Consider the following 18381-nt stretch of genomic DNA (forward strand, 5'->3'; position numbering starts at 1 on the left):
GTGTCGGTCATGGGTCAGTCCTCCGAGACGACGATGGTGACGTCGATGTTGCCGCGGGTGGCGTTCGAGTACGGGCAGACCTGGTGCGCGGCGTCCGCGAGGGCCTGGGCGACGTCGTGCTCGACGTCCGGGATGACGACCTCGAGCATGACGGCGAGCTGGTACCCGCCCTGGCCGTTCGGGCCGATCGAGACGCGGCCGCCGACGGTCGAGTCGGTGATCTTCACCTTCTGCGCGCGGGCGACGCCCTGCAGCGCGGAGTGGAAGCACGCGGCGTAGCCGGCGGCGAAGAGCTGCTCGGGGTTCGCGCCGTTGCCGGAGCCTCCCATCTCCTTCGGGATGGCGAGGTCGTGCTCGACGCGACCGTCGCTGGTGGCGACGTGGCCGTTGCGGCCTTCGCCCGTGGCGAGGGCCTCGGCGGTGTAGAGGACGTCCATGGGGGTCCTTCCTTCCTTCGTGGGGTCAGTCGGCCGCGACCGCGGGGTCCGCGGCGGCGGCGTGCATGGTGGCCGTGAGGCGCTGCAGCGTGCTGATGAGCTCGAGCGCGGCGTGCTCGTCGGACAGGCCCATCCCGGCGGCGATGCGGGCCGGGACGTGGGCGAGCTCCGGGCGGATCGAGCGCCCGCGGTCGCCGAGCGTGACCGTGACGACGCGTTCGTCGGTGCTGCGGCGCTCGCGACGGACCAGGTCGGCCTGCTCCATGCGGCGCAGGAGCGGTGAGAGCGTGCCCGAGTCGAGCTGCAGGTGGTCGCCGAGCGTGGACACGGTCTGGTCGCCCTCGATCCACAGGGTCACGAGGACGAGGTACTGGGGGTAGGTGAGGCCCCAGGGTTCGAGCAGCGCGCGGTACGCCTGGGTCGTGGCCCGGGACGCCGCGTACAGCGAGAAGCACACCATCTCGTCGGTCACCGGCATACCGCCAGTCTTGCACGCAACTCGGTTGTGCACAACCAGGTTGTTCGCAGCCTGCGGCCGGACGGCGACCTGTCTGGCCGGTTAGGCTGACCTGAGCCCACGATGACCCACCACGACACCGACAGCACCGCGACCCCGAGCGCAGGGAACCCCCTCCGCACCGGCACCGCGTCGTCCCACGGCAAGACGATCCTGATCGGCGAGCACGCCGTGGTGTACGGCGTACCCGCCCTGGTGCTCCCCGTGCTCGACGTCCGCGTCACCGCGACCGCGACCCCGGTGTCGCCCGACGCCGGCAGCCGTCTCGAGTCCACCGTGCACACCGGGCCGCTCGACACCGCCCCCGCCGCGGTCCTGCCCACCGTGACCGCCGTGACCGCGACGCTCCGCCACCTCGGCGCCGAGGGGCAGCACGTGCACGTCCGGGTCGACAGCGCCGTGCCGACCGCCCGCGGCATGGGGTCCAGCGCCGCGGTGGCCGCCGCGGTCACCGCCGCCGTGGCCGACGTCTTCGGTCGGACCCTTGACCCCGAGGAGCACCACGAGCTCGTGCAGGAGTGCGAGCGCGTCGCGCACGGCCGGCCGTCCGGGCTCGACGCCCGGGGGGTCGTCGCCGAGGTCCCCGTCTGGTTCGAGGGCGGCGTCGTCGAGCCCGTCCCGCTCGGCGCGGCGTTCACCTTCGTCGTCGCGGACACCGGCGTCCCCGGCCACACGCGCGCGGCCGTCGCGGCCGTCCGCGAGCGCCACGACGCCGACCCCGCCTCGGTCGACACCGTCGTCGAGGCGATCGGCGCCCTCGCGCGACGCGCACGGGGGACGCTCGAGGATGGCGACGCCCAGGCCCTCGGTGCCACGATGGACGCCGCGCACGAACTGCTCACCGAACTCGACGTGTCGAGCGCGGACCTCGACCGGCTCGTCGACGCCGCACGCCGTGCGGACGCCCTCGGCGCGAAGCTCACCGGCGGTGGGCGCGGCGGATGCGTCCTCGCGCTCGTCGCGGACGGGGAGCACGCCGACCGCGTGTCCGCCGCACTCCGTGCCGCGGGCGCGACGGAGACCTGGACCACCACGATCGGAGCCCGCGCTTGATGACCGCCACCGCCGTCGCGCACCCCAACATCGCGCTCGTGAAGTACTGGGGCAAGGCCGACGCGCAGCTCGCCCTGCCCGCGACCGGCAGCGTGTCGATGGGCCTCGACGTGTTCCCGACCACGACGACCGTCACGCTCGACGGGGCGGCGGGGACCGACTCGCTCGTGCTCAACGGCGGGGCTGCGCCCGAGGGTGCCCTGCTCCGCGTGCAGCAGTTCCTCGACCTCGTGCGCGACCTCGCCGGTTCCGCCGACCGTGCCGCCGTCGTCTCCGAGAACACCGTGCCGACCGGCGCGGGGCTCGCGTCGAGCGCGTCCGGGTTCGCGGCGCTCGCGACCGCGGCCGCGGCGGCGTACGGGCTCGACCTGTCCGAGCGCGACCTGTCCCGGCTCGCCCGGCGCGGGTCCGGGTCGGCGACCCGGTCGATCCCCGGCGGTGTCGCGGTGTGGCACGCGGGTGACGACCAGGGCTCCTACGCCGAGCGCGTCCCCGCCCCGCCGATGGCCATGGTCGTCGTGACGATCTCGGCCGGCGAGAAGGCGATCGGTTCCCGCGAGGCGATGCGCCGCACGATCGCGACCTCGCCGTTCTACCCGGCCTGGGTCACCTCGACGACCGAGACCGTGGGCGAGATGCTCGACGCCTGCGCCGCCGGCGACTTCACCCGCATCGGCGAGCTCACCGAGAGCAACGCCCTCCGCATGCACGCCACGATCGAGGGCGCCTTCCCGCCCATCCGGTACCTGAACGCCCGCAGCGTCGCGGTGTTCGACGCCGTCGCCGAGCTGCGCACCGCGGGCACCGAGGCGTACGCCACGGCTGACGCCGGACCGAACGTCGTCGTGCTCACGAAGCCCGAGGACCGGGGCGCCGTCGCGACCGCCCTCGCCGGCCTGGGAGACGTCATCGAGTCGGGCACCGGACCAGGCGCGCGGGTCGTCCGCTCCGAAGGAACGGGTGCACCCGGAGTGGGTGTCGTCCGACCGGAGGAGTCCGCCGAGTGATCGAGTTCCGCGCCCACGGCAAGCTGTTCGTCGCGGGTGAGTACGCCGTCGTCGAGCCCGGGCAGCCGTCCGTGCTCATCGCCCTCGACCGCGCCATCACCGCCCGGGTGAGCGAGGGCCACGGCTCCGGGAGCGTGCACTCCGAGGAGTACGGGCACCTGCCGCTGACCTGGACCCGGGACGAGGACGGCCTGGCGCTCGACCGCGAGCACCACCCCTACGACTACGTGATGGCGACGATCGACCTGGTCGAGAAGCTCCGCGCCGAGCGCGGGATCGCACCCCGGTTCCACGACCTGCGCATCGAGAGCCAGCTCGACGACGCCAGCGGACGGAAGTTCGGGCTCGGGTCGTCGGCCGCGGTGACCGTCGCGACCGTCGGCGCGCTCGACCGCTTCTACGGCATCGGACTCTCGCAGCGGGACCGCTTCCGCGTCGCCCTGCTCGCCACCGTCCGGGTCAACCCGCGCGCATCCGGCGGGGACCTCGCCGCGAGCACCTTCGGCGGCTGGCTCCGCTACAGCGCGCCGGACCGTGAGCGCCTCGTGGCGATGCTCGACAGCCGCGCCGTGACCGCGATCCTCGACGACACCGAGGCCTGGACCGGCTTCGACGTGCAGCGGCTCCCGGCGCCGAAGGACCTGGAACTGCTGGTCGGCTGGACGGGCTCGCCGGCGTCGACGACGAAGCTCGTCAGCGTGGTCCGGAAGCACCGCAACGGCGGGTACCAGGCGTTCCTCGACGACAGCCGCGCCTGCGTCGACGACCTGACCACGGGCCTCCAGACCGGCGATGCGTCGATGACGCTCGACGCGCTGCGCCGAGCCCGGACGCTCCTGCAGCGCCTCGGTGCCTCCGTGGGCTCGCAGATCGAGACCGAGCGCTTGGCGACCCTGTGCGACGTCGTCGAGTCGGCCGGCGGGGCGGCGAAGCCGTCCGGCGCCGGCGGCGGCGACTGCGGCATCGCACTCGTCCCGGCGGACACCGACCTCGCCGGCATCCACCGCGCCTGGGAGGCGCACGACATCAGACACCTCAGCGTCGCGGTGCAAGCGCCCGAAGGGAGCGTCGAATGACCGACCTGCTGACCCCGATCCCCACGAAGTGGGTGGGGCCGATCCGCGTGAGCGGCAACGCCGTCGAGGGCGAGTACGAGGTGCCCCTCGCCACGTACGAGTCGCCGCTCTGGCCGTCCGTCGGTCGCGGGGCCCGCGTCTCGCGCATGATCGAGGGCGGCATCGTCGCGACCGTCGTCGACGAGCGGATGACCCGATCGGTCGTCGTGAAGGCCGACAGTGCGGCGGCCGCGCACATCGCCGCCGGCCGGATCCTGGCGCGCCAGGACGAGCTCGAGCAGATCGTCGCCGGGCAGAGCCGGTTCGCCAAGCTCATCGAGGTGCACCCCGAGATCGTCGGCGACCTGCTGTTCCTGCGCTTCGCGTTCACCACGGGCGACGCCTCTGGCCACAACATGGTCACGCAGGCGGCGGACAAGCTGCTGCCCGCGATCCTCGGCTGGGAGCCGGGCCTGCGGTACGTCAGCGTCTCGGGCAACTTCTGCACGGACAAGAAGGCCACCGCGGTGAACGGCATCCGCGGACGCGGCCGGAACACCATCGCCGAGATCGTGATCCCGGGCGAGATCGTCGAGAAGCGGCTGCGGTCGAGTGCCGAGCGCATCGCCGAGCTCAACGTCGCGAAGAACCTGGTCGGCTCCACCATCGCCGGAGCACTGCGCTCCGCGAACGCGCACTACGCGAACATGCTCCTCGGCTTCTACCTGGCCACGGGGCAGGACGCCGCGAACATCGTCGAGGGCTCCCAGGGCATCACGTTCGCCGAGGCCCGCGGTGACGACCTGTACTTCTCCACCGCGCTGCCGCACCTGATCGTCGGCACGGTCGGCAACGGCAAGGGCGGGGACCTGCCCGTCGTCGAGGACGCCCTCGTGCGCCTCGGGTGCCGCGAGGAGCGCGAGCCCGGCGCGAACGCCCGCCGCCTGGCCGCCCTGTGCGCCGCGACCGTGCTCTGCGGTGAGCTGTCGCTGCTCGCCGCGCAGACCAACCCGGGGGAGCTGATGGCGGCGCACGTCGCCATGGAACGTCGCGGCTCGAAGCCCGCCGGAGGTGCAGCATGACCGCCCAGCAGCAGCAGCAGCCCGCACCGCAGCAGACCCTGCGCGTCGGCATCCACGACCTCGCCATCGCGACCGGGCACCACGTGCTCGAGCTCGACGACCTGGCCGAACGGCTCGGTGTCGACCCGGCGAAGTACCACGTCGGCATCGGTCAGGACGCCTTCAGCGTGCCCGCTCCCGACGAGGACATCGTCACGATGGGCGCCGCCGCCGCGAAGGAGGTCATCGACCGCCACGGCGTCGAGGGCATCCGCACGGTGCTGTTCGCCACCGAGTCCGGCGTCGACCAGTCCAAGGCCGCCGGGGTCTTCGTGCACGGGCTGCTCGGCCTGCCGCAGAACGTCCGGGTCGTCGAGCTGAAGCAGGCCTGCTACGGCGGGACCGCCGCGGTGCAGCTCGCCCTCGGCATCATCGCGCGGGCACCCCACGAGCGCGTCCTCGTCATCGCCGCCGACGTCGCGCGCTACGACGTCGACACCGCCGCCGAGCCCACGCAGGGTGCAGGGGCCGCCGCGATCCTGGTGTCCGCGGACCCCGACCTGATCGAGATCGAGCCCGCCGCCGGCGTCTTCACCGCCGACGTCGACGACTTCTGGCGACCGAACGACCGCTCGACCGCGCTCGTCGACGGCCGGCTGTCGGTCAGCGCCTACGTCGACGCGTTCGTCGGGGCGTGGGACGACCTGGCGTCGCAGGGCGGCCCGGCCTACGGGGACATCGCGCGGTTCGTGCACCACCAGCCGTTCACGAAGATGGCGCTCAAGGCGCACCGGAAGCTCACGCAGCACGTCGGTGTGCCCTTCGACGAGTCCGAGCTCGCGCTCGGCTTCACCTACAACAAGCAGACCGGCAACACCTACACGGCCTCGCTCTGGATCGGGCTCGCAGCGCTGCTCGACCTCGACGACGACCTGGCCGGGGAGCGGATCGCCCTGTTCAGCTACGGCTCGGGCAGCGTCGGCGAGCTGATCACCGGCATCGTCCGACCCGACCACCAGCAACACCGTCGGCAGGGCCGCGTCCGCGACCTGCTCGAGGCACGCGTCCCGCTGACCGTCGACGCCTACCGGGAGCTGCACGCCGCCGGCGCCGCCACGAGCGAGGACGTCGAGCGTCCCCGCGTCACGGCTGCGCCGTACCGCTTCGCGGGCGTGCGCGGTGGTGCGCGGCACTACGAGGCGACCGCGCAGGACTGACGCGACCCGCGACGGACGGGAGGCGCGGTGCCGGCCGGCACCGCGCCTCCCGTCCGTCGTCGCGCGCTCCTGCGTGCGCGAACCAACCCATCGCACGCGACCTGGGATGCCGATCCGCCCGTCGGGTGTCAGAAGGAACGGCATCCCATGAGCGGAAGTGCCTCCCACGTGCGGAAGTGCCTCCCACGAGCGGAAGCGCCTCTTCCGCGGCTCAGTACACGTCGCGCACGTACCGCTTCGCGCGCCGCAGGTCCGCCAGGTACGCGTGCGCGTCGTCCTCGTCGCGGCCCCGCCCGGTCCGGATGACCTCCAGCAATGCCTGCTCGACGTCCTTCGCCATCCGCGACGCGTCCCCGCAGACGTACACGTGTGCGCCGTCCTCGAGCCACCGGTACAGCTCCGCCGCCTGCTCCCGCATCCGTGTCTGCACGTAGACCTTCTCGGCCTGGTCGCGCGAGAACGCCAGGTCCAGCCGGTCGAGCACACCACGCTCCTGCAGCTCCGTCAGCTCGTCCTCGTACACGAAGTCGGTGTCGCGGTGCTGGTCGCCGAAGAACAGCCAGTTGCGCCCGGTCGCCCCCGCGGCGGCCCGCTCGTGCAGGAACCCGCGGAACGGGGCGATGCCGGTGCCCGGGCCGATCATGACCATCGGGGCGTCGCCGTCGGCGGGCACCCCGAACGCGGCGTTCGGCTGGAGGTAGACACCCACCTCGCCGTCGGCCTGCACCCGGTCCGCCAGGTACGTCGAGGCGACGCCGGCGTGCGTGCGGTGCGCGTCGCCGTAGCGGACGGACGCGACGGTGAGGTGGACGCGGCCCGGGTGCGCGAGCGGACTCGACGAGATCGAGTACTGCCGCGCCTGCAGGCCGCGCAGGGTCGGGAGCAGTTCCTCGATCGTCGGCGCGGCACTGCCGGCGTCGCGGAGCAGGTCGAGGACGTCACGGCCCCACAGCCACCGGTCGAGCTCGTGCTTGTCACCGTGCGACACGACGGCCGCGAGCTCCGACGCCGGTGCCCGCTGCACCAGGTCGGCCACGAGGTCCTTCGACGGCGTCCGGATCTCCCGGTCGGTGCGGAGGACCTCGGCGAGCGGTCGCCCGTCGACGTCCGCCGATCCGTCTGCGCCGAGGTGCGTGAGCAGCTGCTCGACCAGCGCGGGGTCGTTGTGCGGGACCACCGCCAGCGCGTCACCGGCCGCGTACTCGATGCCCGAGTCCCCGAGGTCGAACTCGAAGTGCCGGATCTCCTTCGCGCTGCGCGGAGCGGAGAGCAGCCGGTTGACGACGAGCGGCGCGCGGTACGGGGTGCGCTTGGTCCACTGCGAGCCCGGCCGGGAGGCGCGACCCGACACGGCACCGACGGCTGCGGCGGACGAGGGGGTCGCCCCGGCGGCGGGGCCGGACGCGGCCGGCTGGCCACCGGCCGCTGCGGCGAGTCGGTCGAGCACCGCGGCGCTCCAGAGCGCGGCGGGGTCCTCGAAGTCGACGTCGCAGTCCACGCGGTCGTGGATCCGCGTCGCACCGAGCTGCTCGAAGCGGGTGTCGAGGAGCTTGCCGGCCTGGCAGAACTCGTCGTAGCTCGTGTCGCCGAGGCCGAGGACGGCGTACTGCAGGCCCTCGAGCCGGGGCACGGTGCTCGCCTGCAGTGCGTCCCAGAACAGGCCGGCGTTGTCGGGCATCTCGCCCTCGCCGTACGTCGAGGTGACGACGAGCACGTGCGACATCCCGGCGAGCTGCTCCGGCGTCACGGCGTCGAGCGGGGTCGCCCGACCGCCGAGCCCGCGGGCCTTCGCGCCCGCGACGAGCTCGTCGGCCAGGAACTCGGCGTTGCCCGTCTGGGTGCCGAAGAGCACGTCGACCGTCGTGGTCGGGGCACCGCCGGCTGCGCGCTTGCCGGCTGCCGCGATGCCGGCGATGAACCCGGCGAGCCAGGACTCCTGCGCCGCCGAGAACGGTGCGTCGACCGGGATCAGCTGCCCGGTGGGAGGGAGCGTGCTCATGCCGACACCGCCTCGACGGGGGCCTGCGGTGCACGGGCGGCGATGTCCTCGAGCGCCGCGGTCGCGAGCAGCTCGTCGAAGCGGGCCGCGCGGACCCGCCCGGCGTTCTTGGCGTTCTGGTGCATGATCCACCCCGTGGTGCCCGGCATGTCCGCGCTGCGGTTGTTCCGCTGCGCGAGGGCACGCTTCGAGTCGTCGAGCCGCTTGACGGCGATGAGGGTCGCGAGCTCGTCGTCGGCGAACCGGTCGAACGTGCTGCGGAGGTACTTCACGACGCGCTGCTTCACCTGGAAGTCCTCGGTCAGGACGAGGTTCCGCACGGCCTCGGTCACGCGGGGGTCGTTCGGCGCGGCCCCCGGCACCCGCTCCTGCGCCACGTCCTGGGCGACCCCGAGCACGGTGTACGACGACAGCAGCGAGAACGTGTCGTCGCCCTGGTCACCGAGCGTCGGGGCACGGCCATCGAGCACGGTCTTGCGGTCGCGGTAGTCGAGCTTGAACGAGCGGAGCCGGTCCGTCGCGACGGAGCCCGCGAGCTCGTCGAGCAGCTCGTTCCGGGTCGCCGCGGCGAGGATCTCGTCGGCGTCCTGGCTGAGCAGGAGCGCGCGCGGCATCCCGACGAACACGTGCTCGCGGGTGGTCGACCAGTCGGCGAGCAGCCGTTCGGCCAGGGCGGACCCGGTGGCCTCGAGGTGCCACTCGAGCAGGAGCTTCGCCGCGGCCTCGTGGAACGCACCGCGCTCGGTCTCGGTCACGGGGAAGACGAGGAGCGAGTCGGTGCTCGCGCGCTCGGTCACCGTGCCCGACGGGTCGTACTGGTACAGGAAGCCGCCGGACATGCCGTTGCCGAGCCCCTTGCCGTAGCCGCCGAGGTTGAGCACGGCGCCGCCGGTCATGTACTCGCAGCCGAAGTCACCGAGGCCCTCGACCACCGCGGTCGCGCCGGAGTTGCGGACGGCGAACCGGTCGCCGGCCTCGCCCTCGACGAACGTGCGGCCGCCGGTCGCGCCGAACAGGGCGAAGTTGCCGACGAGGACGTTGCCGCCCCGCTCGGCGCTCCCGCCGCCCGGGGCGCGGACGACGATCCGCCCGCCGGACTGGCTCTTGCCGACACCGTCGTTCGCGGTGCCGGTGTGGTCGAGCGTCGTGCCGTCGTTCGTGAAGACACCGTACGACTGCCCGGCCGAGCCGCTCGTGCGGATCGTCAGTGCACCGTCGACCAGCCGTCGACGCCCGCGGTCGTCAGTGGTGACCGCCGGGTGCGCGGACAGGTCGACGCCCCGCAGCTCGTGGTCGAGGATGCGCTCGAGGTCGATGCCGAGCTGCCCGCCGACCGACTTGTCGGCGTTGCCGAGGACGATGCCGTCCACGACCAGCGCGGGCTCGTGCCCGTCGATGAGCGCCGCGCGCACCTGCTCGATGAGCGCGTCGTCGGTGCGGAAGTCCTTCTCGAGGTACTCCGGGTCGGTGACGACCTCCTCGGGGACCTGGGCGAGCAGGTTCCGCACGTCGAGCCGCCCGACGGACGCCGGGTGGTCGAGGAGCTGCAGCAGGTCGGTACGGCCCCGGGCCTCGCGGAGCGAGTGGAGGCCGAGGCGCGCGAGGATCTGCCGGACGTCGTGCGCGATGTTGAGTAGGTACTGCGCGAGCGCACGGGGGTCGCCCTCGAAGGCCTCGGCGTTCGTCGTCAGACCGGCCGGGCACTTCACGTTGCAGTTCTTCGCCATCACGCAGCCGAGCATCATCAGCGCGGTCGTGCCGAACTCGAACGAGTCCCCGCCGAGCAGCGCGCTCGTGACGACGTCCGAGCCGGTCTGGTGTGCACCGGAGCAGCGGAGCGTGACCTTCTGGCGCAGGCCGTTCGCGACGAGGGCCTGGTGCACCTCGGCCACGCCGATCTCCGCGGAGCGGCCGGCGTACTTCAGGCTCGTGACCGCGGCGGCGCCGGTGCCACCGGTGTTGCCCGCGACGTTGATGACGTCCGCGCCGGCCTTGGCGACACCCACTGCGATCGTGCCGATGCCCTCGGAGGACACGAGCTTCACGACGACCCGGACCCGCGCGGCCTTGCAGTCGTGGATGAGCTGCGCGAGGTCCTCGATCGAGTACGTGTCGTGGTGCGGCGGCGGCGAGATGAGCTCGACGCCGGGCGTGCCACCCCGGGCCGCGGCGATGTCCACCGTGACCTTCGGGGCGGGGAGCTGGCCGCCCTCGCCGGGCTTCGCGCCCTGGCCGATCTTGATCTCGAGCTCCTCGAGCATCGGGTCGGCGAGGTAGCCCGCCCAGATGCCGAAGCGGCCCGAGGCGAACTGCTTGATGCGCGACCCGCGGATCGTGCCGTAGCGGGAGTGGTGCTCGCCGCCCTCGCCGGAGTTCGACATGCCGCCGACCATGTTCGTACCGTGCGCGACAGCCTCGTGCGCCGTCGCGACCAGGGCGCCGTGGCTCATCGCACCGGACGCCAGGGTGCGGGTGATCTCGTGCGCGGGCTGGACCGCGGCCACGTCGACGCTCGCCGGTGCCTGCTGCAGCAGACCGAGCAGCTCGGCGGCGGCACCGGTGGCGCGGAGCGTCACGTGGTCGTCGGCGACCTCGTCGACGTCGACCGTGCCGGGGTGCAACAGGGCGAGCCCGTCCGCGAGGGCACGGTGACGCGCTGCGCCCGTGGGTCCCGTGGAGGTGAGCTGCAGGGTGAAGCGCCCCGTGCCTCCCGGCAGTCCCTCGGCGTCGTCACGCGAGCCGGCGAGACCGCGCACCGTGATGCTGGTGTTGCCGGTGGTCGCGAAGCGGCCGAGCTCGCGCGCGAAGTCCTCCGCCTTGTCGATGCCGGTGACGTCCGCGGGCAATGCCAGTACGTCGCGCAGGGCGGCGGGCCGGCGGGACCGCTCGTCGTGCGTGGTCTGCAGGAACGTGACGTAGCCCGGGGTGATCCGGTGCGCGTCGATCTCGGCGTCGCTCAGCCGGTCGTAGCCGGTGTTCCGGTACGCGGCGTCGGAGATGCCGAAGGAGTCGTCGAGCTGTCGGAGCGTCAGGAGCCGCAGCGCGTCGGAGTCACCGGAGCGCTCGAAGGCCGGGCGCTCCTCGGTCATGCCGCCGAAGCCGCGGACGCTCGCGACGCCGAACGAGTGGCCCGCGCCGTCCGAGCGCTCCTTGAAGAGCCCGAGCAGCGGCACCTGGCCCTCGGACGCCACGGTCCGGGCGCGCTCGTGCCAGTCGGTCGCGGCCTGCGCGATCCGGGCGAAGCCGACACCGCCGACCGGGGCGGCCATGTGCGGGAAGACCCGGGCGAACAGGTCGTCGCCGGTGTCGAGGTAGTTCGGCTCGAAGAACTCGCCGCCGATGTAGCTCTCGGCCGTGCACAGCCCGACGCGGCCCATCGTCTTCGCGAGGGCCTTCTCGGCGGCCTTGCGGAAGCGCTGCAGGGCCAGGTCGGTGGCGGTGTACTCGCCGGCCGGGGCGGCCTCGGCGGGGTACTTCTCCTCCGCACGGAGCCGTGCGGACAGGCTGTACACGGCCGACGCGCCGAACCCCAGGGCCGTCGCCACGTGGTGCGACGACGGCAGCTGCCCGGACTCGGCGACGATCGACACGCGCAGCCGCAGCCCGGTCTCGATGAGCCGCTGGTTGACCGCGGCCACCGCGAGGATCACGGGCAGCGGCGCGTGCGTCGAGGACACGCTGCGGTCGGTCAGGACCGCGATGCCGCCGGAGTGCTCGGCGAAGGCCACGACGGCCTCGGCGAGCCGTTCCGTCGCGGAGCGGACCGCGTCGGCGTTCGCCGGCTCGTCACCGAGGACCGGCACGTAGAGCATGTCGAAGCGCTCGAGCGGCACGATGCTCTGGTCGCGCAGGCGCACCATGTCGAGGTGCCCGAGGACGGGGGAGTCCACCACGATCTGCCGACTGGGCGCGCCGGTTCCGCTGCCGGTGGCGCTGCCCGTCCCGTCGGGCTTGCTGCCGAGGGCGACGCGCATGGACATGCCGTCGGCCTCGCGGATCGAGTCGAGCGGCGGGTTCGTCACCTGGGCGAAGCGCTGCGAGAAGTACTTCGCCATGCCGCCCTCGGTGTCGCTCAGCGCGTTGATGGCGGTGCCGTAGCCCATCGCCGAGATGCGCTCCGAGCCGTTCGCGAGCATCGGGTCGAGCATGAACCGGAAGCTCTCCTGGTTCAGCGAGTACGCCACGTAGCGGCCGGCGAGCGACAGGTCGCCGTCGTAGCCGAGCGTGCTGGTGCCCCGGTCGTAGTCCGGCGCGGGCAGGTCGTCCAGGTGCACGCGGGCGGCGTCGAGGAGCGTGCCGTGGTCGCGCCGGGCGGCGAGCATCCGGAGGACCTCGTCGGTGCGCATCACCGATCCGGTGCGGTGGTCGACGACGAGCATGCCGCCGGCCTCGATCCGGCCGCGGTGCACGACCTCGCCGGCCGGGAAGGCCACCTGGCCGGCCTCGGACGCCACCATCAGGTACTCGGCCGTCTGCACGGTGCGCAGGGGGCGGAGCCCGAGGCGGTCGAGCCGCGCGCCGACGACGTCCCCGTCGCTGAAGATCACCGCGGCGGGGCCGTCGTTCTTCTCCTCGTACAGCGAGAAGTACTCGAGCATGTCGCGGACGTCGGGCGTCAGGGTGCGGTCGTTCTCCCACGCCGGCGGCATCAGCGTGACCACGGCCTCGACGATGTCGAGTCCGTCGTCGAACACCCGGCTCTGCAGGGTCTGGTCGAGGCGGCTCGAGTCCGACTGCCCGGGCGGCCGGACGATGCTGCGCGTGCGGGCGGCGGCGAGGGCCTCGTCCGACAGGCGGTTCTTCCGGTCGGTGTTCAGCTCACCGTTGTGCGCCATGAGGCGGAACGGCTGCGCCATGGTCGGGTGCGGCTCGGTGTTCGTCGAGAACCGGGTGTGGAAGTAGAGCGTCCGCACCGAGTGCCGCGGGTCAGTCAGGTCCCGGAAGTACGAGATGACCTCGCCCGAGTTCAGACGGCCCTTGAGGATCTGCGTCCGGGCGCTGAGCGACAGCGGGTACAGGGCGGCGTGCGGGGCGTGCGCCTCGGCGGCCTGCGTGTAGGAGACGCGCTCGACGGCCAGGAGCGCACGGTTCGCGGCGGCGTCGACCTCCGAGCGCTCCCACGACGCGGGCGCACGGAAGACCCACTGCACGATCGGCAGCTGGTACTGCTCGGCCTCGGGGCGGGCGACCGAGTGGTCGACGGGGACGTCGCGGACGAGCAGGAGCTCGAAGCCCTCGTGCTCGATCGCACCCGTCACGGTCTGTTCGGCGGCGGCACGCTCGGCCGGGTCGGACGGCACGAAGCAGTTCGCGACGCCGAAGTGCCCGGCGCGCAGGGCCGCGCCGGTGATCGCGCTGAAGAACTCCACCGACAGGTCGATGCTCACGCCGGCGCCGTCGCCGACGCCCTCGGCGGACTTGCCACCGCGGTGCGGGATCGAGCAGAGCGCTTCGTCGCCCTTGCGGAGGACGTCGTGGCTCGGGGTGCCGTCGAGGCGGGTGATGAAGCCGACGCCGCAGTCGCTCGACTCGCGGGCAGGGTCGTACAGACCGAAGGGGGAGGGGTTCACGTGCGGGTCCAGTGGGGCTCAGCCGGCAGCGGACGGCCAGGGCTGCATCGGTGGAGCGCTCGCCGCGGGCGGACCGGTGGTGGCGGTCGTGGCCCTGTGTGGGGGTGGTGCGGTGAGCCGATGCTACGGGTTGGTATACCGCAGGTGCAACAGACCGGCCGGACGGGAGGCGCGGGGCGGGTTCCGCACGCGCCTCCCGTCCGGCCCGGTGCCGGTCCCGTTCCCGTTCCGGCCGGGAAGGGGGAGAGACTCAGCGTGCGCGGTGCTCGAGGAGCGGGCGGTCCTCGGGCTGTGCGGCTGCGGGGGAGGCTCCGGGTCGGACGAGCACCGGGCGCCGCCGGGAGCGGAACACCCACGCCTTGAACAGGACGAAGCGCACCAGGGTCGCGACGAGGTTCGCGCCGGTGAGCACGAGGACCTCGGCGCCGTGCGAGGCCCCGGGCACGGTCGTGTGCAGCAGGACGAGCGACCCCGCGGTGATCGCCCACGCGATGCCGAACACGACGAGCCCCTGCACGTGGTGGACCCCGGCACCCGCCCGGCCGCGCACCCCGAAGGTGAAGCGACGGTTCAGCGCGGTGTTGCCGATCGCGGTGATGAGGAGCGCGAGGAAGTCCGCCGTCTGCGCGCCGATCGCCGGGCGGAACAGCGCGTAGAGCAGCGCGAAGGCGACCGTGGACAGCACGCCGATGGTGCCGAACCGCAGGAGCTGCCCGACGATCCCCACGTGCGGTGTCGTGAAGGGCTGTCGACCGATCGCGTCGTACACCGGCGCGATCGGGATGCGCCCCGTCGCCAGACCGCGGGAGACGCGCCACATGCCCTTGAGGTCCTCGGTGGCGGTCGACGCGATGTGCACGGAGGAGTCCACGTCGTCGACCCAGTCCACCGGGACCTCGTGGATGCGCAGCCCCGCGTGCTCGGCCAGCACCAGGAGCTCGGTGTCGAAGAACCACGCGTCGTCCTCGCAGAGGGGCAGCAGGTGGTCCGCCGCCTGACGGGTGATCGCCTTGAACCCGCACTGGGCGTCGGAGAACGAGACGCCCATCGTGCTGCGGAGGAGCAGGTTGTACGAGCGGGAGATGAACTCCCGCTTGCCGCCCCGCACGACTCGGGAGGACCCGGCGAGCCGCGTGCCGATCGCCATGTCGGAGTGGCCGGAGAGCAGCGGTGCCACGAGCGGTTCGAGTGCCGCGAGGTCGGTCGACAGGTCCTCGTCCACGTAGACGAGCACCGCGGCCGGGGACGCTGCCCAGACCGCCTTGAGCGCCCGTCCGCGGCCCTTCAGCGGCAGGTGGACGGCGTGCACCTCCGGCAGCATCGCGGCCAGGTCGTCGGCGATCCGAGCGGTGTCGTCGGTCGAGGCGTTGTCGGCGATCGTGATGCGCCAGGTGTGCTGCAACGACGTCCGGCAGAAGTGGTGCAGACGCCGGACGTGGGCGGCGAGCGTGCCCTGCTCGTTGTGGCAGGGGACGACGATGTCGATGTCGAGGGCGGTGCTGCTCTCGTGGGGGGTGGCTGCTTCCGTCATGTCGCCCAGGCTCGGCAGCGTGCCGATGGGGACCGCAGCAGCACCCTGTGGTGCCCCTAAGAAGCGGCGGGACGGCTCAGCCGGTGGTGCCGAGGACGATCTGCACGACGGCGACGACGGCGAGCGCCGCGATGGGCACGCCCGCGATCCAGAGTCCTGCGCGCGTCTGCGTCCGCCGGATCGTCGGCGTCGCGTGCGAGGTCTGCGCGAACCGGGTCGCCGCGACGAGCTCGGGGGCGGCGGCCGGTGGCTCGGGTTCGGGCTGGGGACGGTCGTCCTCGAACGCCGGGACCTCGACGACCAGGTCCTCGGTGCGGGCACGCTCGGGCAGCCGGGTGAACCGCTGGCCCGTCGCTCGCGGATCGCCGTCCCGCACGTCGCCGTGTCGTGTGTCCATCGCGTTCCCCTTCCGCTGGTGCCCGCAGCGTACTCGTCGGTCGGTCGGTCGGGCGTGCGGGCGGGCGTGCGGAACCGCCTGCGCCCCGGCGGCCTGCGGACGCGAGTACGGCGGTCGTGTGACGATCCTGGTTCGCGGGATCCCGGCGGCGTGCACCGGGATCGTCAGGCGTCGGCTCGGGTCCCGGTCTCCGGCAGGTCGACGGTGAACGCGGTCCGTCCCGGCTCCGACACGACCCGGACGCTCCCGCCGTGTGCGGTCACGACCGCCCGGACGATCGCGAGGCCGAGTCCGCTCGTCCCGTGCTCCCGCGATCGGGACGACGAGCCCCGGGTGAACCGGTCGAACAGGACCGGCAGCACCTCGGCCTCGATCGGCGGACCGTCGTTCGCCACGACCAGCCGCGCGGAGCCGCCGTCGGCCTCGGTGACCGGGACGTGCTGCAGCGACACGACGACGGTCGTACCGGTCGGTGTGTGCGTCCGGGCGTTCGCGAGCAGGTTCGTGACGGCACGCCGCAGCTGTCCCGCGTCGCCGGACACCGTCAGGGGGTGGTCGTCGGCGAGCTGCAGCGTCCACCGGTGGTCCGGGGCCGTGGCCCTGGCGTCCATCACGGCCTCGACCACAGCGGCGGACAGGTCGACCTCGTCGTGGACGGCACCGGACCGGGCCGCCGAGGACGCGGCGTCGCGTGCCGTGGCGTCGAGCGCTGCGGCGTCGAGCCGGGCGAGCAGCAGGAGTTCTTCGACCAGGTCGCCCATCCGCACCGCCTCGCGGCCGATGCGTTCGGCGTTGCGGTGCAGTGCGTCGACGTCCTGCGTCCCGGTGGACAGCTCGGCGTAGGCTCGGACGGTCGCGATCGGCGTGCGCAGCTCGTGTGAGGCGTCGGCGACGAAGGTGCGCATGCCCCGCTCGGCGTCGCGGCGGACGGTGAGCGCCCGGCCGACGTGGCCGAGCAGCCGGTTGAGCGCGGTGCCGACCTGCCCGACCTCGCGGCTGACCTCGAGGTCCGACGAGGGCACCCGGGCGGCGATGTCGGCGTCGCCGCGCTCGAGGTCGAGGGCGGTGACGCCCGACGCCACGGACGCGACCCGCTCGAGCGGGCGCAGCGACCGGTGGACCGCCAGGGTCAGCGCCCAGGCGGCGACGAGGAGCGCGAGCAGCGTCGTGCTCCCGATGACGACGACGAGCCGGACGACCGACGCGCGCAGGTCACCGAGCGGCAGCGCGGTCACGAACACGTCGCCGTTCCGGGTGACCGCCTGCGCGCGGTACGCCCCGAGCGACCCCAGTGAGACCGTCGTCGGGTCCGCGTCCGGTTCGACGTCCGCGAGCACGGTCCGCTGCGCCCGGCTGAGGGCGTGCTGCTCGCCCGCGGCGTCCGTGTACCCGGCGAGCACGGCGTCCCCGTCGCGCAGGACTGCGACGACGGTGTCGGCTGCCTGTCCGGGTGCACCGATGAACCGGTTGTCCGGGTCCGGCCGACCGCTGGACGAGTCCGGCGGCGGCCCGGACGGCGGCTGCCCGCCCGGCGTGCGCCCTGCCGCGGTCGCGAGCTCCGCGTCGAGCCGTCCGACCAGGTACTCGCGGTACGCGACCACGGTCACCGCCCCGACGACGACGTTCGTCGCGACGAGCAGCAGCGCCACGGCCCCGACGATCCGCCACCGCAGCGACGGGGCACGCGACGGTCTGGGCCCACGCCGCCGGTTCCGGACCGACGCGCCAGCGGCGGGCCGGCCGTGCCGGTGGGGGGAGGCGCGACCCACCCGGTCCGGCCGGCTCACGTCGTCGGCCGCAGCACGTAGCCGGCACCCCGGACCGTCTGCAGCATCGGCTCGCGCCCGGCGTCGAGCTTCCGCCGCAGGTACGACACGTACATGTCGACGAGGTTCGACGACGTGCCGAAGTCCATGCCCCACACGCTCGCCAGGATCTGCTCGCGGGACAGCACCCGGTTCGCGTTCCGGGCGAGGTGGCGGAGGAGCTCGTACTCGGTCGGCGTGAGCTCGATCGGCTCGCCGTCGCGCAGGACGGAGCGGTCCTCCTCGTCGAGCCGGAGGTCGCCGACGACGACCGCGGACGACCCCGGTGCCGCGACCACCTGCGGTGCGGTCCGGGCCAGGATGCGGGCGCGGACGAGCAGCTCGTCGATGCCGAAGGGCTTCGTCAGGTAGTCGTCGCCGCCGCCGGTGAGCCCGGCGAGCCGGTCCTCGGGGGCGTCCCGCGCGGTGAGGAAGAGCACCCGGACCGGGTCGCGGGCGTCCCGGAGCCGCTCGAGGACCTCGAACCCGTCGATGTCCGGCAGCATCACGTCGAGCACGACCACGTCGGGCAGGAAGTCCCGCGCCGCGAAGAGCACGTCCCGTCCGCGGTGCACTGCCCGCACGGCCCAGCCGTCGCCCTCGAACGCGAGGGTGACGGCTTCGGCCAGGGCGTGCTCGTCGTCGACGACGAGGACACGGACGGGGCTGCCGTCGGTGCGCCGGAGTGGTCGGTCCGCCATGCTCCGGAGCCTAGCCACCGCCGTGTCCTCG

At 73.3% G+C, this 18381-nt stretch carries 13 protein-coding genes; 5 read left to right on the plus strand and 8 right to left on the minus strand.

What is annotated here, in order from left to right; genetic code table 11:
* Window positions 1-14: 14 nt before the first annotated feature.
* Both QUG98_RS03880 and QUG98_RS03885 read right to left on the minus strand, forming a co-directional pair.
* Window positions 15-437: an organic hydroperoxide resistance protein gene (locus QUG98_RS03880; RefSeq protein ID WP_058729284.1), complete on the minus strand. Its 423-nt coding sequence runs from the start codon at window positions 435-437 to the stop codon at window positions 15-17.
* Window positions 438-462: 25 nt separating this feature from the next.
* Entirely contained in the window at window positions 463-915 is a 453-nt protein-coding gene (locus QUG98_RS03885; RefSeq protein ID WP_209442900.1) for a MarR family winged helix-turn-helix transcriptional regulator, read from the minus strand.
* A 102-nt stretch (window positions 916-1017) separates the two neighbouring features.
* Here QUG98_RS03885 and mvk point away from each other — a divergent pair, with 102 nt between their 5' ends.
* Genes mvk through QUG98_RS03910 form a run of 5 tightly spaced genes read left to right on the plus strand, consistent with a single transcriptional unit; the run spans window position 1018 to window position 6347 of the window.
* Entirely contained in the window at window positions 1018-2007 is a 990-nt protein-coding gene (gene mvk / locus QUG98_RS03890; protein WP_289469306.1) for a mevalonate kinase, read from the plus strand.
* Complete coding sequence (gene mvaD / locus QUG98_RS03895; protein ID WP_289469307.1) at window positions 2007-3014, plus strand: diphosphomevalonate decarboxylase; 1008 nt, start codon at window positions 2007-2009, stop codon at window positions 3012-3014. Before mvk ends, mvaD begins: the two co-directional genes overlap by 1 nt.
* Window positions 3011-4090 carry a phosphomevalonate kinase gene (locus QUG98_RS03900; RefSeq protein WP_289469308.1) on the plus strand — a complete coding sequence of 360 codons (1080 nt, stop codon included), beginning with the start codon at window positions 3011-3013 and terminating at the stop codon, window positions 4088-4090. Before mvaD ends, QUG98_RS03900 begins: the two co-directional genes overlap by 4 nt.
* On the plus strand, window positions 4087-5151 hold the full coding sequence (locus QUG98_RS03905) for a hydroxymethylglutaryl-CoA reductase (RefSeq protein ID WP_289469309.1): 1065 nt from the start codon (window positions 4087-4089) through the stop codon (window positions 5149-5151). The genes QUG98_RS03900 and QUG98_RS03905 overlap by 4 nt, the downstream gene beginning before the upstream one ends.
* Window positions 5148-6347: a hydroxymethylglutaryl-CoA synthase gene (locus QUG98_RS03910; RefSeq protein WP_289469310.1), complete on the plus strand. Its 1200-nt coding sequence runs from the start codon at window positions 5148-5150 to the stop codon at window positions 6345-6347. Before QUG98_RS03905 ends, QUG98_RS03910 begins: the two co-directional genes overlap by 4 nt.
* A gap of 211 nt (window positions 6348-6558) precedes the next feature.
* Here the strand turns inward: QUG98_RS03910 and QUG98_RS03915 are convergent, their stop codons facing one another.
* The 6 genes from QUG98_RS03915 to QUG98_RS03940 form a co-directional block, all read right to left on the minus strand.
* A complete protein-coding gene (locus QUG98_RS03915; RefSeq protein WP_289469311.1) occupies window positions 6559-8346 on the minus strand; it encodes a sulfite reductase subunit alpha in 1788 nt (595 codons plus the stop codon).
* On the minus strand, window positions 8343-13916 hold the full coding sequence (locus QUG98_RS03920) for a glutamate synthase-related protein (RefSeq protein ID WP_289469312.1): 5574 nt from the start codon (window positions 13914-13916) through the stop codon (window positions 8343-8345). The genes QUG98_RS03915 and QUG98_RS03920 overlap by 4 nt, the downstream gene beginning before the upstream one ends.
* A gap of 250 nt (window positions 13917-14166) precedes the next feature.
* On the minus strand, window positions 14167-15447 hold the full coding sequence (locus QUG98_RS03925) for a glycosyltransferase (protein ID WP_289469313.1): 1281 nt from the start codon (window positions 15445-15447) through the stop codon (window positions 14167-14169).
* A gap of 76 nt (window positions 15448-15523) precedes the next feature.
* Window positions 15524-15844, minus strand: a complete 321-nt coding sequence (locus tag QUG98_RS03930) for a hypothetical protein (protein WP_289469314.1) — start codon at window positions 15842-15844, stop codon at window positions 15524-15526.
* Window positions 15845-16008: 164 nt separating this feature from the next.
* Window positions 16009-17493 carry a sensor histidine kinase gene (locus tag QUG98_RS03935; protein WP_289469315.1) on the minus strand — a complete coding sequence of 495 codons (1485 nt, stop codon included), beginning with the start codon at window positions 17491-17493 and terminating at the stop codon, window positions 16009-16011.
* Window positions 17494-17627: 134 nt separating this feature from the next.
* A complete protein-coding gene (locus tag QUG98_RS03940) occupies window positions 17628-18350 on the minus strand; it encodes a response regulator transcription factor (RefSeq protein ID WP_289469316.1) in 723 nt (240 codons plus the stop codon).
* Between the last annotated feature and the right edge of the window lie 31 nt (window positions 18351-18381).

The sequence above is a fragment of the Curtobacterium subtropicum genome (assembly GCF_030362975.1).
In the GTDB taxonomy this organism is placed as follows: Bacteria; Actinomycetota; Actinomycetes; order Actinomycetales; family Microbacteriaceae; genus Curtobacterium; species Curtobacterium subtropicum.